Source organism: Pseudomonas anuradhapurensis (genome assembly GCF_014269225.2).
Classification (GTDB): domain Bacteria; phylum Pseudomonadota; class Gammaproteobacteria; order Pseudomonadales; family Pseudomonadaceae; genus Aquipseudomonas; species Aquipseudomonas anuradhapurensis.
Map to the genome: position 1 here is coordinate 1,907,143 of NZ_CP077097.1, position 13,875 is coordinate 1,921,017.

Below are 13,875 nucleotides of genomic sequence, written 5' to 3' on the forward strand. Positions count from 1 at the left end.
GCCTGCCTGCAGGAGTGGATTCATCCGCGATGCGCCGCGTGAGCGGCGCGCTACCCCGAGGTCGTTTCACTCCCCAGGAAAGAGGGACAAGGATGTTTGCCGCCGCAAACCAGACCCATTTCAGCCTGCACATCGACGGCCTGGAGCACGACTTCCAGGTCCTCGCCTTCGACGGCAAGGAAGCCATCAGCCAGCCCTACGCCATCGACCTGGAGCTGGTCAGCGAACGTCCCTCGCTGGACCTGGAGAGCCTGCTGCACAAGCCCGCGTTCCTTCAGTTGGGCGATGCCGGACGCGGCCTGCATGGGCTGATCTACCGCGCCGCGCAAGGCGAGGCGGGCAAGCGCCTGACCCGCTACCAGGTGACCCTGCGCCCGCAGCTGGCCTACCTGGCCCACCGTATCAACCAGCGCATGTTCCAGCACATGAACGTGCCGAAGATCATCGCCCAGGTGCTGGAGGAGCATGGCATCCTCGCCAACGCCTACCAGTTCCAGCTGGGCGCCGTTTACCCGGACCGCGAGTATTGCGTGCAATACGACGAGTCCAATTTGCAGTTCATCCAGCGGTTGTGTGAAGAAGAGGGCATCCACTACCACTTCCGCCACAGCGCCGCTGGCCATCAACTGGTGTTTGGCGACGACCAGACGGTGTTCCCCAAGCTGGCGCCGGTGGCCTACCAGCAGGATGCCGGGCTGGTGGCCGACACGCCGATGATCAAGCGCTTCGGCCTGCGCGTGGAAACCCGCACCAGCAGCGTCACCCGCCGCGACTACGACTTCAAGAAGCCGCTGATCCAGCTCGAGGGCGAGTCGGTCAGCCACGCCGAGCCCGAGCTCGAAGACTACGACTACCCCGGGCGCTTCCTTGACCGCACCCGGGGCAAGCACCTGGCCACCCGCGCCCTCGAGCGCCATCGCAGCGACTTTCGCCTGGCCGAGGGCCGCAGCGACCAGCCGCTGCTGGTCAGTGGGCACTTCCTGCCGCTGACCGCGCACCTGAATGCAGCCTGGAACGACCTGTGGCTGCTCACCGAAGTGCGCCACCAGGGCCGCCAGCCGCAGGTGCTGGAAGAAGCCATCACCAGCGACGTCGACCCGCGCGTCGACGGGTTCCAGCAGGGCTACCGCAACTTCTTCAGCGCCACCCCCTGGGAAGCGGTCTACCGTCCGCCGCTGAACCACCCCAAGCCGCGCATCCTCGGCACCCAGCGCGCCGTGGTCAGCGGCCCCGAGGGTGAGGAGATCTATTGCGATGAGTTCGGCCGGGTCAAGGTGCAGTTCTTCTGGGACCGCGAAGGCCAGGCCGACGACAAGTCCAGCGTGTGGATGCGCGTGGCCTCCGGCTGGGCCGGGCAGGGCATCGCCGGCCTGCAGCTGCCGCGGGTGGGCATGGAAGTGCTGGTCAGCTTCCTCGAAGGCGACCCCGACCAGCCGCTGGTGACCGGCTGCCTGTACCACGGCGTGAACATGCCGCACTACAAGCTGCCCGAGCTGAAGACCCTGGCGACGATCAAGAGCAAGGAATACAAGGGCAGCCGCAACAACGAACTGCGCATTGACGACACCACCAGCGAGATCAGCATCGCCCTGCGCAGCGACCATGGCGCCAGTGCCCTGAACCTCGGCTACCTGACCCACCCACGGCCGAGCGGCGGTGCGCCACGGGGTGAAGGCTTCGAGCTGCGCACCGATCGCCACGGCGCCGTGCGCGCCGCCGGCGGTCTACTGCTCACCACCGAACCGCGCCCGAACGAAGCCAAGCACCACAAGGACCTGCCCGAGACCGCCGAACGCCTGGCCACTGCCAGCGAGCAGCAGGACAGCCTGGCGGAACTGGCCAAGCAGATGCAGGCCCAGGAACCCGGCGACCAGGATCAGGTCGCCAAGGACCTGCACGCCCAGCACCTGGGCATCCTCGGCAGTGGTCCGGTCAACCAGAGCGCCAACGAGTTCCCCGAGTTCGCCCAGCCTCACCTGGTGCTGTCGAGCCCGGCCGGCATCGCCCTGACCACGCCTGGCCCGAACCACATCACCAGCGGCAGCCACCTGGCGCTGAGCAGCACCGGGCATACCAGCCTGTCGATCGGCAAGCGCCTGTTGGCCAGTGCCAGCCAGGGCATGCGCCTGTTCGTGCAGAGCCTGGGCTGGAAACTGGTGTCGGCCTCCGGCGACATCGACATCCGCGCCCTGAAAGACAACATCAACCTGCTGGCCAAGCTCGACATCACCGCCAACGCCGAGCGCATCGTGCTCACCGCCAAGACCGAGCTGGTAATCCAGGGCGGCGGCAGCGCCACCACCTACAACGCCGGCGGCATCACCCACGTCACCAGCGGCAACTACACCGCCCATGCCGCGAAGTTTGCGCACATCGGTGCGGCGAGCAAGGCCGGCACCTTCCCCGAGCCGCCGAAACCCGGCAAGGGCGACCTGGAGCTGCTGTACCAGTACGCCAACAGCAAGGGTGTGAAGACCGGCGACTACGACGTGCTCGACGCGCTGGGCAAGTCGATCAAGGGCACGCTCGACGGCAACGGTTTCAACCAGGCCAGCGGCGCTGCCGCCGGCCCGCTGTGGGTCGACTTCGGTCTCGACCCGGCCGACACCTGGGCCGAGGGCAGCCACTTCGGCCCCGGTAGCTGGCCGGCGAAGACCGAGTTCAACGATATCGCCCCGGGCCAGCAGGCCGTGGTGGGTGAGGTGCTGAGCGCCGGCAAAGGCGAGGACGGGCTGCTGGGCAAGGGCCTGGCACTGGCACAGCAAGGCATGGACAAGGGCAAGGGACTGATGCAGAACGCGATGGCACAAGGTAAATCGATGGCCCAGGGCCTGATGGGCCCGGGCGGCAACAGCCTGCTGGAACAGGGCAAGGCCCTGGCCGGCACCGGCATGCAACTGGCGAAAAGCGGCCAGGCCGCACTGCACAAGGCGCAACAGGTCAAGGCCGCCGTCGGCGGCGACACCGGCGCCATGGCCCAGCTGGCCAGCAACGTGGTGCCCGGCGCTGCGCCCACGCTCAAGGCCGCCAGCGCCCTCAAGCAACTGCCGAGCCTGCCCAAGCTCAGCGCCCCGGCTAACCCGGCCAAGCTGAACCATGAGGTGCTGGCATGACCGACGCCAAACAACGCGAACCCCAGGTCGCCGTCGCCCCGCTCAACACCATCGACGCCAAGGACGTCGGCCGTGGCGCCGCCGCCTTCGATGCCTGGCTGCAGTCGGTCAGCGGCGGCTACGTCACCCTCGAACGGATCAAGACCGTGGCCGGCGCCTTGCCGGTGGTGGGCAACATCATGGCCCTGGTCGATGCCCTGGGCGACGTGGTGACGCTGGTCAAGAGCAAGAACCGCCAGCTGCTCGACTGGGTCAGCCTGGGCATCAACCTGATCGGCGTGCTGCCGGCACCGCCAACCATGGCCGCGGCGCGCATGAGCCTGCGCCCGACCCTGTTCCTGGTGCGCCAGGAGCTGCGCAACAGCGCCAAGATGCTGCTGGGCGATGCGCTGATCCAGGTACTGATCGGCCACCTCAACGCGACCATCGCCGGCACCATCGACGACTTCGTGGCCAAGGCGCAGCCGAAGATCGCCGGCATCCTGGCCGACGCCGGCGCGTTGGGCATAAAGATGACCAGCGAGATCGCCACCGGGCTGGAGAAGGTCGCCCTGGGCCAGCTGGACGCCAAGGGTGACCTGTCGAAGGCGGGCAAACAGGTGTCCGCCGCCGCCGACAAGCTGCTCAACGACCCGAAGGCGGCGTTCAGCAACATCTTCGGTGCCGTGCACAACGCCTACAAGGCCGCCGGCAAGGGGCTGGCCAACAGCGCCACGAGCAAACTGCTGCCGGATCAGATCAAGACCAAGGTCCTGGCCAACACCGGGCAACTGCGCGCGCTGGGGCCGGAGATGGCGCGGCAGTTGAACAAGCTGGCGGACCCGGGCACGCAGATGAGCATCGGCTGGATGCTGAATGTGCTGAGCGGGGCGGTGAAGGGCTTTCGCAAGCGCAACAGGAATGGGCAGCCGGGGGTGAGCAAGCCGGGGACCGTGACGCAGGTGCAGCGGGAGAAGGGCAAGGGCGAGTTGGCGGTCAGCAGTGCCCAGGCCAAGGCCACTCAAACACCAAGCCCTGTAGAGCCTGGCTGCCCGATCCCCAGGCCGACGCCGAAGTCCACCACCGGGCGCAGTATCAGTTTCGCCCTGGGTTCCGAATTCATCATCCACACGGATTTCAGCCTGCCCGGCGCATTCCCGATCGATTGGCAGCGCATCTATCACTCCCGCCTGGCCGAGTATGACCAAGGTTGCCTGGGGGCTCGTTGGGTCACCGAATTCACCACCCGCATCGACGTGGTGGGCAACGGCCTGCTGTTCCATGACTTCGATGGCCGCAGCCATGAATTCGAGTTGCCCAAGGTCGGCAAGTCGCAGTTCAACGCCATCGAGGACCTGCTGCTGGTACGCAGCAGCGACGATGAGCTGGTGATCTGCCGTGGTTTCGTGCGCAAGGAGTATTACCTGCGCGTGGGCGACCGCTATTACCTGCGCAAGGTCCTGCTGCAGAACGATGCCGGTTGCATGCTGCACTACGAGCATCATCACGAGGGGCGTCCGGTGCTGTCGGACATCATCACCTTCCAGGGCGATGTGAAGGACGTGCTGCGCCACCTCGGCACCTTGATCGATGACCACGGCCAGATCACCGGCCTGTGGGAGATGCGCGACGGCCAGCCGCTGCGTCAGCTGTGCGCCTACCACTACGACAGTCAGGGCGACCTCGTTGCGGCCCAGGATGAGCACGGCGCTGCCTGGCACTACCAGTACCAGAATCACCTGGTTACCCGTTACACCGACCGCACCGGTCGCGGCATGAACCTGCAGTGGGATGGTAGCGCCTCCGACGCCAAGGCCATTCGCGAATGGGCCGATGACGGTAGTTACGACACCCGCCTGGAATGGGACGAGAACATTCGCCTGACCTACGTCACCGACGCCCACGGCCAGGAGACCTGGTACTACTACGACATCCTCGGCCACCTGTACCGCGTGCGCTATCCGGATGAGCGCTCGGAGTGGATCTTCCGTGACGAGCGCAAGAATGTGGTGCGCCATGTGCACGCCGACGGCAGCGAAGACCGTTACGACTACGACGAGCAAGGCAGCGTCATCCGTCATATCCGGGCTGACCACAGTCAGATCCACATCGCCTATGACGACCGCCGCCATCCGATCAAGATCCGCGATGCCGAAGGTGGCCTGTGGCTGCGTGATTACGACAAGAAAGGCAACCTGGTCGAGACCACCGACCCGCTGGGCAACAAGACCGAGTTCGCCTACACGCCTTCCGGGCTGGTCAAGGCGATCAAGGATGCCAACGGCAACGAGAAGAAGCTGGCCTACAACGCCGCGGATCAACTGGTCGCATACACCGACTGTTCGGGCAAGACCAGTCAATGGGAATACGACGACTTCGGCCAGCTGGTGCAGTTCACCGATGCGGCGGGCAACAAGACGGTCTACCAATACAAGGCCGGCCAGCTGGCAAAAGTCATTCATCCGGACGCCACCGAAGAGCGCTTCGAGCGCGATGCCGAAGGCCGGTTATTGGCCCACGTTGACGCACTGGACCGCTGCACCACCTGGGCCTACAACGCTGTGGGCCTGCTCGCCGAGCGGGTGGATGCCAATGAACACACGCTGCGTTATCGCTGGGACAAACTCGGCCGCCTGATCGGCCTGGAGAACGAGAACGAGAGCAAGGCTGACTTCCTCTACGACCCGGTCGGGCGTTTGCTGCAGGAGCAAGGCTTCGACGGGTTGGTGACGCGTTACCAGTACGATGCTGATACGGGCCGGCTGGCAAGTACCCAGGTCGGCCAGCGCCGCATCGACATCACCTTCGACCCGGTGGGGCGCCTGGTTTCACGGGTTGCCAGCCAAGGAGATCAAAGTCAGGAAGAGACCTTTGCCTACGATGGCAACGGCAACCTGATCCAGGCGATCAACGCCGCCAGCAAGCTGCAATGGTTCCATGACCAGGCGGGCAACCTGACCCGCGAGCACCAGTATTACCTCGGCACCGAGGTGCCGATGGTCGCGGTGTGGCAGCACGAGTACGACGCCCTCAACAACCGTATCGCGACCGTTCGCCCCGATGGCCACAAGGTCAGCGTGCTCACCTACGGCAGCGGCCACGTGCTGGGCATGACCCTCGACCAGCATGAACTGCTGGCCTACGAGCGCGATGACCTGCACCGCGAAGTGGTCCGGCATCAGGGCAACCAGCTGATGCAGGCCCAGAGCTGGGACCCGGCTGGCCGCCTGCAAGAGCAGTTGCTGGGTAGCCACGATGGCAAGTCCACGTTGCTCAAGCGCCAGTACCAGTACGATGCCGTGGGCCAGCTGACCGATATCCACGATACCCGTCGTGGTCACCTGGCCTATCGGTATGACCCGGTCGGGCGCCTGCTGCAAGCCACCAGCCGCCTCGGTGTCGAGACCTTCGCCTTCGACCCGGCCGGCAACGTGCTGGACGACAAGACCCAGGAGCTCAACCGTCCGCTGGAAAGCGACCCGCGCCGCAACAAGCTGATGGACAACCTGCTGCGTGAATATGCCGGGACCCACTACCAGTACGACGAACGCGGCAACCTGATCCATCGCCTGCACAACGGCGAAAAAGCACGCCTCAGCTGGGACCTGTTCGACCGTTTGGTGCGCTTCGACGATGACAAGCTCAGCGTGGTGTACAGCTACGACGCTCTGGGCCGCCGTCTGCACAAGCACTCCACCGCGCACCACCAGGATGATCCGCGGGCGGGCAGTGGCTGGAACCAGATGCAGCGGGCCAAGCGCCAGCGCGAACTGGGCTGTGGTTACACCTTGTATGGCTGGGATGGGGACAATCTTGCCTGGGAAAGCTCACCGCCGCAGGGTGAGGGCGAGACCGGGCGCACCGTGCATTACCTGTATGAGCCGGGCAGCTTCGTGCCGGTCGTCCAGGCACAACGAAACAGCCCGATCCGCCTGCTGCGCCAGCCGGACTGGAGCGACCGGGAATACGATTTTGATCAGGACCCGCTGTGGCACACCGAGGTCAAGCCGCAGGCATTCGATGCGATTCTCTGGTATCAGTGTGACCATCTGGGTACGCCGATGGAGCTGACCGACCATAACGGTGAGATGGCATGGACGGCACAGTACAAGGCATGGGGTGAGGTCAAGGAAACCCGCTCGGAGTGGGCCAAGCAAGTCGGCCTGAGCAACCCGATGCGGTTCCAGGGGCAGTACCATGATCATGAGACCGGGCTGCATTACAACCGGTATCGGTACTATGATCCCAGGGTTGGACGGTTCGTAAACCAGGACCCGATTAGCTACGCTGGTGGATTAAATCTTTTCGCTTACGCGCCTAGCCCGGTCAATTGGACCGACCCTTTGGGTTTGACCTCTGATTGGGCGTTAGAGGTGAATATGCCATATGAACGATACCCGGAAGCATCCCAGCATATACTGGACGCTCAGGCTCAAGGGCATCCGAGTATCTTGACATGGGACCCTAAGGATGCACCTAAGCGAAGAAGAGAATCCCAGGGCAATAAGCCGAAAGTCCCAGAAATGGATCTAGATGAATATCCTCCGGCATCAACGCGCGAAGGGGGGAAAGGGGCAAGTATTAGAGCGATTTCGTCTTCCGACAACCGAGGGGCAGGGGCGTTCCTAGGTAATAAGTGTAGGAATCTGAAGCCTGGAGAAAAATTTAAAGTTAACGTGATTAAGGAATGAGATAAAAATTATGAATATTTTGGTTTCGTACAATCAAATCTGTGTGTTTGACTCAAATTTAGATGAGCCGTTCAATGACTGGTCAGATAACCATGTCAAACAGGGTTTTAGTTGGAGAGAGGGGAGCGTTTCTTTCGGAGCGGTTGAAAATGACGATACTGACTTGGAGGTGGTGGTAAGTAGCTTAAATCCAGCGATCGATTCTGCCTCGTTTCGTGCGCTCGCAGTCCCGTTTGTAGTTCCTGAAAGCGGGATGATCACTGTTGGGAGTATTGGCGATGAACATGATGTGGAAATTCCAGCGGGTGTTTACAAGTTAATCTATGAGCTCGGGCGAAAAAAAGGGCAACCATGGTGTCGCCTAACGTTCTGCGTGGCTTCTGATCCAGTCCCAGAAATAATTCTTGCTGATGAGGAAATATCTGACTGTATTGAGTTCGATATGAAAGCACATCCCGCTTGATCCTTCGGGCTGTTCGCGGTGGCGGTCGTAGATGTACGATTCAAGGATGCGAAAGCAAACTTAGGATGGTGTATCAGAGGTGGTTGGGAGGAATTAGCATATCTTGCCGGCTGGCAACAGACACATAGAGACGGGCGTCACGTTGGAGGCCTGGAACTCGCCGCTTTGTGGCGTTCCGGATACGGTTTGAATGGCGATGACATCGTGTTCTTTGCCGAAGATCTGTTCGGTATCCAATTCTGCCTACACGGGAACGAGGTGCTAAGTTTCGACCCCGAGACGGTAAAATTCTCATTCCTTTCTGCCAGACTGGAGGAGTGGGCAGCTAAGATCCTGGCGGATTATGACTATGTGACAGGGTATTCACTGGCCATGCATGGCAAACAGAAAATGGCGCATTGGAGCAAGGCGACAGATTGGCTGACGGTTGTGAATGGAATTGGTCATGCAGAAAAAAGTCTGATTAATGCCGGGGTAACACATGTTGACGCTAGTCGAGGGGGTTGCTTAGCTTGCGAAGCCATGATACGTGAGAGCTCTGTTTCAACAGATACGCAATTCACAGGCAAAAGAAGTAAGAGTAGAAAATGATGAAGATCGATTATGCGCAGTTAAAAATTTGCCGCGGAATGCCATTTCATTATTTTGCTGCTAGGTGCGGAGCGAATCGCTTCTGCATACACTTCATTTGCACAAAAATACGGATTGTTGGATGTTAATGCTGCTGTTATTTCGAAACTTTATGATCTGATGAAATAGCTGATCAGGCTCAGTGTTCTGCCATCTCCACATCGTACTATGTTGCAGTGAAGTATGAGGAAACAGTTATGAGGGCGAGCCGAAGCGGGATAGAGGTTTAGCATATGTAATGCAGCGGCGAAAGATCGCTTCTGCTGTCGTCACTCTAGACTGCAAGGTGCAGACCTTCACAAAAACTCAGCACAAGATAGGAGGGTATTGAGAATGCACGATAAAAAAGTTTTAAATGTATCCTCTCTAAGCCCAGAGGAGAGGTTTGAATTTTTTATCAGAAAAGTTGCGGATTTTGAGGTTGTTTGGGGGTTGTATGATGAGGGCTGGGCCACTGCTGCCCTAGAAGGAAGCGTTGTGGTGCCGTTTTGGCCTGAGGAGGAATTTGCTAAGCGCTGTGCGACGGATGTATGGAGTGATTTCTCGCCGCGAAAAATTTCTATTGATGACTTTTTATATAAGTGGCTTCCAGGTATGCATTCCGACTCTCGATTGTGTCAAGTATTTCCTGTGCCAGGAGATGCGGGAGTGGTAATTTCTCCATCTGCTCTTGAAGTTGCTTTGCGAGAAGAGCTTGAAACATACGAGTAAATATTCTCTTTGGGACACGAGTACCTTCGCCAGGACTAACATGACTGCTATGTGTTCGGCTCGTATTCCGGAGGCCAATGGTTATGAAACAAGTCTGCACTACAATCGATACCGTTGCGATCCGGCCGTTGGCCGTTCTTGCTGATGAGGAGATATCTGGCTGTATTAAGTTCGATATGGAAGCACATCCAGCCTGATTCTTCGGGCTGTTCGCGGTGGCGGTCGTAGATGTGCGATTCAAGGTTGCGAAGGCAAATTTGGCAAAGCAAATAAATGGTTGGAAAAGAAATTTAATGGTTGAGGCTTTATAGGTCGCTCCACTAGTCCTTGTGATAGGTGTATCAGAGGTGGTTAGGAGGGATTAAATGAGCGATTATCTGGTATGGGATATAGATGGCGTGCTTGAAGCATATGCTAATATTCCAGAATGGCATGCTAGCATTGGTAGAGCCCTTGAGAATTTATTCCTCTTTATGGAGAGTAATGGGCTACTGAATTGCCGGGTAAGTGATGAAAACGGCAAGGTGGTAAAACGCATCATTATGAGTAGTGAGATTGCTGCAGAGGGCGACTTGCTATCAAATGGTCGTAACAATGCGGTTGATAAATGGCTACGTTCAAAAGCGAGACTAAAAGATCCAGATGATTTGAAGTCTCTTGAAAAGGCTTTGGCAGATATTCGCGCTAAGAGGTCCTAGTTGCACTACTTCTTGAACTGGCTAACCAATCGGTGTCAGAGCTCATTGGGCCATACATGGCAAACAGAAAATGGCGCATTGGAGCAAGGCAACAGATTACTGCCAAAAGTCCCGTTTGAACTCAAAGATCAGAAATTTCCAAGAACGATCGTGCCCTGAGCTTTGCTGCTGGACGCCTTTTTCAGTTTTCGACACTGATTGCACTGAAGTGGTCAGTCATTGGACACAACTCTAGAGAGTTTGGCTATTGAGCCAAAAGGCCTTACAGAAGCTCAACCGCCGATCTCCCGTACGAATCAACGGCTGATAGTCGTGGCAAGCATAGCCTTGGCCAAGGCGTCCTGTTGCTCTTCGGTTCAATGAGCTCCAAGCTGACCTGACGCTTTGCTGAGAGCATCTGCTACAGCTGCTGGTCAATGCTGTTTTCTACCAGCGGGATTTTCACGATCAACGTCCTGAGCTGGCCGTTCCTGTACGCACGGTCTTCGGCTTGATCTTGCTGCCCAGGTGTCCAGGGAAGGCCCAGGAAGAACACGTAGTTGGCGGCCGTGAGGTTATTTCCAGTCCCAGGACCCGATCAGTTACACCGGTGGTTTGAACCTGTCTGCGTATGCGCCGAACCCTATCGAGTGGGTCGACCCGTTAGGGTTGTGGAAAGGGCAGCCGCGGCAGGCGGGTGGTAGGTTTGGGGCGGGGAAAGATCCATCCAAGCCATGTCCGTGTGAATCGGATGGTACCCATGGGAATAGCCACAATTCGACCAAACCTGCGATTGGCTACACACTGAGACATCGAAAGTCGGGTGAGGTTATGAAGTATGGCGAAACTACAATGGGTAAAAAGCGGTACACGCAAAAATACCTGGACGATAATGGTGTGGAAATGCAAGAGGAAGTATCTGGGAGCAAGAAGGAAATGCACTCTTGGCAGCATAAAAAATCCTTGAGTATAAGGCCGCAAATGGTGGCAAGAGGCCGCCATTAAATAAAAGTGATTACTAGGAGTCACTGATGGATTTTTGGATGTCGAGCGAAAAGCACATTCTAGTAGGTGATTCAGAGAGAGTTGCGCGTAATACAGTCGAGCCTGTTGTCTCTGAGTTGCTCGAAGGTATCGAGCTCTCATGTGGTGCAAAAAAATGGAGTGTCATAACTATAGTTATGCCCGACGAGCGGATTGGTGATTATCCGGAAGTTAAGCGTTACCACAAGGCAAGGCAAGTTGTTGAGCTTCGTGTGCAACTGCCTTTCTATAAGTTTAAAGAGGCAGATAGCTCCCAGCAGATTGGCTTGGTGCTTGATGCATTAATGCGCTCGGTCGACCTGATGAAGGAGATAAAAAGTTTGAAGCTGACCGGTGAAGAATATTCCATGCTTAAAACAATCGTTGAGAAGGCCCGGTTGGAGCTAAAAGTATAGGGCAGAATTATATTGGTCTCCTAGGGGCGTGATTGCTTGCTCCCAGAGGCGGCACTTATTAGCAGACAAGCTGAGCAAGTTGGCCCGAGCAATTCAATCCGCTTTCAGGGGCAGTATCACGACCCTGAGGCTAAGCTGCACTACAACCATAATCGAGACTTTGATCCGAAGGGTGGGCGATTCATCAATTAGAAGTCGATCAATTTCAACGGTGGCTTGAGCCTATTTGCCTGACCTACTTGAGCTGGGAGAGACATGCGGGCGAAATCGAGTCGGTCGTTTGATGCAGGCAGAGGGGTTGCGTTCGCAAACAGGCTATCGCCGTCGACCTGGGTTTTATGGCGGAAAACCAACCGTGGCCTCGCCCAACCACCTTGCTCGGCAGTTCAAGGTCAGCGAGCCGAACAAGGTCTGGGTGACAGATATCACTTACATTCGCACCTATGAAGGATGGCTTTATCTGGCGGTAGTGCTGGATCTCTTCTCACGCCAGGTAATTGGTTGGTCAATGAAGCCAAGGATGTGCAGCGACCTTGCTATCGACGCAATGCTGATGGCCGTGTGGCGACGCAAGCCACAGCAACAAGTGATGATTCATTCAGACCAAGGCAGTCAATTCAGTAGCTCAGATTGGCAAAGCTTCTTGAAGGCCAACAACGTCATTAGCAGTATGAGTCGGCGAGGAAACTGCCACGACAATGCCGTAGCCGAGAGCTTTTTCCAGCTTTTGAAGCGGGAGCGAATACGACGAAAGATCTACGCAACGTGTGACGAAGCCCGAAGTGATATTTTCGATTACATCGAGATGTTCTATAACCCAAAACGTCGACACAGCAGCGCTATGCAGCTGTCTCCCGTAGAATATGAGAAACGCTATTTTCTGAGCTTGGAGAGTGTCTAGGAAACCAGGGGCGATTCATACGTCTCATAGCGACAAACAAGGCGAGTGGAAGGTTGGTATAGGAAAATCTGAGCCAGAACGAAAGAGAAAAATAACAGTAGGGATGAGTGATGCAAAAGTTATCAAAATTGAAAAATAGCTTTTCGTTAAGCGATATCAACTTCGGCGGATTAAGTGCTTCGGTTAATTGGGTAGGGTATTTTGGAAAAAAACATGGTTTCTCGCTTTCGCTGGTAGATGAGGCTGTTTCACTGTTTGAGGGCTTTTTTGGGTCAAGCAATGAAAGAGTTGTGATTCTTACGGCGCTTTCGTTCGACGACGAAAGAGAGAAAGATAAGGAAGTAATCAGAAGGTATCGGCATATTTATGAGAAAATGAAATCTAGGCGATTGCTTTTGCCTATGACTAACGAGTATGAAAGTTTTAGGTTTGGGGAAGCCCCCTTGGCCGCAAGTTCTCTGAGCTTAAGTCTTGATTATGCTGACTTCATTGATCTTTCAAGATTGATGATGTGTTATTCGGGTGTAATTGGATATCAGTGTTTCTATATTGATCCATCTTTAAGTGTTGCAATTTATCCTCATGACGATGTGGGTTATGGTTGTATTGCCTTGAATGGAAACGAGACAGTGTGTCGTGAATTTCTGATACATTGCTCAGAGAGTGATAGCTTTAAAGTTGTCCTGGATTAGTTTCTGTGCGAAAAGAGATGTCGCAAACACCGCATGAAACAATGCCGGCGAGATTTTGGTCGTATAGCTTTTCGCGCGTTTGTCGAAGCGTGTCCCGATACGGTGACTTCCTTTCAGGCCGCCAAACATGGCTCGATGATGTTGCGTTGCCGGTACTTGGATTTATAAATCAGCTTGGGTAAGCCAGGCTTGGGTTTGCGCTTGCTACCACTGGGGCAAGCAATTCCTCTGCTGGAGGGGACTGGGTGAAGCTTTCTGTAGAACTCATCCTCAATGGCAGAAACGAATTAAGCCTGTAGGAGCAGCGCATATTGTGGTGGCGTGGAGGAAAGGAAATACTCTAGCGCCAACTCTTTAATGTGCCTGTTAGGCATGGCTGTATAACCTGAACTTTGACGGTTGTGGTTGGTCTGCCGAGTGAATCGATACGTTTCTGAAACTTTTAGGTTGGGACGGGTTAAGTGAAGAAGACATTCCTTGGTCTGCTGAAGGCCGCTTAACTGCACACATCTGCTACCCCACCCGGTAGCCCGAGCAGGGTGGATTAGGGGGAGTGGCATAGTCTAACCATTTGCCAAG

9 protein-coding genes and 3 pseudogenes are annotated in these 13,875 nt (G+C 56.9%); 10 read left to right on the top strand and 2 right to left on the bottom strand.

Annotated features, from left to right (window positions below; translation table 11 throughout):
- Positions 1 to 92: 92 nt before the first annotated feature.
- From HU763_RS08840 to HU763_RS08865, 6 genes are all read left to right on the top strand, one after another.
- A complete protein-coding gene (locus tag HU763_RS08840; protein ID WP_217884031.1) occupies positions 93 to 3,113 on the top strand; it encodes a type VI secretion system Vgr family protein in 3,021 nt (1,006 codons plus the stop codon).
- Complete coding sequence (locus HU763_RS08845) at positions 3,110 to 7,783, top strand: RHS repeat-associated core domain-containing protein (protein WP_217884032.1); 4,674 nt, start codon at positions 3,110 to 3,112, stop codon at positions 7,781 to 7,783. The genes HU763_RS08840 and HU763_RS08845 overlap by 4 nt, the downstream gene beginning before the upstream one ends.
- Positions 7,784 to 7,793: 10 nt before the next feature.
- Positions 7,794 to 8,246 carry a competence protein ComJ gene (comJ, locus tag HU763_RS08850; protein WP_186690104.1) on the top strand — a complete coding sequence of 151 codons (453 nt, stop codon included), beginning with the start codon at positions 7,794 to 7,796 and terminating at the stop codon, positions 8,244 to 8,246.
- Positions 8,247 to 8,432: 186 nt separating this feature from the next.
- On the top strand, positions 8,433 to 8,837 hold the full coding sequence (locus tag HU763_RS08855) for a hypothetical protein (protein ID WP_186690102.1): 405 nt from the start codon (positions 8,433 to 8,435) through the stop codon (positions 8,835 to 8,837).
- 372 nt (positions 8,838 to 9,209) lie between these two features.
- A complete protein-coding gene (locus tag HU763_RS08860; RefSeq protein WP_200627118.1) occupies positions 9,210 to 9,587 on the top strand; it encodes a DUF2750 domain-containing protein in 378 nt (125 codons plus the stop codon).
- 365 nt (positions 9,588 to 9,952) lie between these two features.
- Positions 9,953 to 10,285 carry a hypothetical protein gene (locus HU763_RS08865; protein WP_186690098.1) on the top strand — a complete coding sequence of 111 codons (333 nt, stop codon included), beginning with the start codon at positions 9,953 to 9,955 and terminating at the stop codon, positions 10,283 to 10,285.
- 403 nt (positions 10,286 to 10,688) lie between these two features.
- Here HU763_RS08865 and HU763_RS24895 read toward each other — a convergent pair.
- Positions 10,689 to 10,853: pseudogene (locus tag HU763_RS24895) on the bottom strand (helicase-related protein); the annotation flags it as partial.
- A gap of 442 nt (positions 10,854 to 11,295) precedes the next feature.
- Here HU763_RS24895 and HU763_RS08875 point away from each other — a divergent pair.
- The 4 genes and pseudogenes from HU763_RS08875 to HU763_RS08890 all read left to right on the top strand — a co-directional run bounded on the left by HU763_RS08875 (position 11,296) and on the right by HU763_RS08890 (position 13,296).
- Entirely contained in the window at positions 11,296 to 11,703 is a 408-nt protein-coding gene (locus HU763_RS08875) for a hypothetical protein (RefSeq protein WP_186690096.1), read from the top strand.
- Positions 11,704 to 11,739: 36 nt separating this feature from the next.
- Complete coding sequence (locus HU763_RS25030) at positions 11,740 to 11,895, top strand: RHS repeat-associated core domain-containing protein (protein WP_186690094.1); 156 nt, start codon at positions 11,740 to 11,742, stop codon at positions 11,893 to 11,895.
- Between the two features lie 40 nt (positions 11,896 to 11,935).
- Positions 11,936 to 12,604, top strand: a pseudogene (locus HU763_RS08885) (IS3 family transposase); the annotation flags it as partial.
- Between the two features lie 110 nt (positions 12,605 to 12,714).
- The gene (locus HU763_RS08890; RefSeq protein WP_186690092.1) at positions 12,715 to 13,296 is read left to right on the top strand and encodes a hypothetical protein; all 582 of its coding nucleotides are present in this window, start codon (positions 12,715 to 12,717) and stop codon (positions 13,294 to 13,296) included.
- On the opposite strand, the pseudogene HU763_RS24685 reads toward HU763_RS08890, so the two are convergent.
- Positions 13,293 to 13,499 (bottom strand): annotated as a pseudogene (locus tag HU763_RS24685) (IS5/IS1182 family transposase); the annotation flags it as partial. The gene HU763_RS08890 and the pseudogene HU763_RS24685 sit on opposite strands and share 4 nt — an antisense overlap.
- Between the last annotated feature and the right edge of the window lie 376 nt (positions 13,500 to 13,875).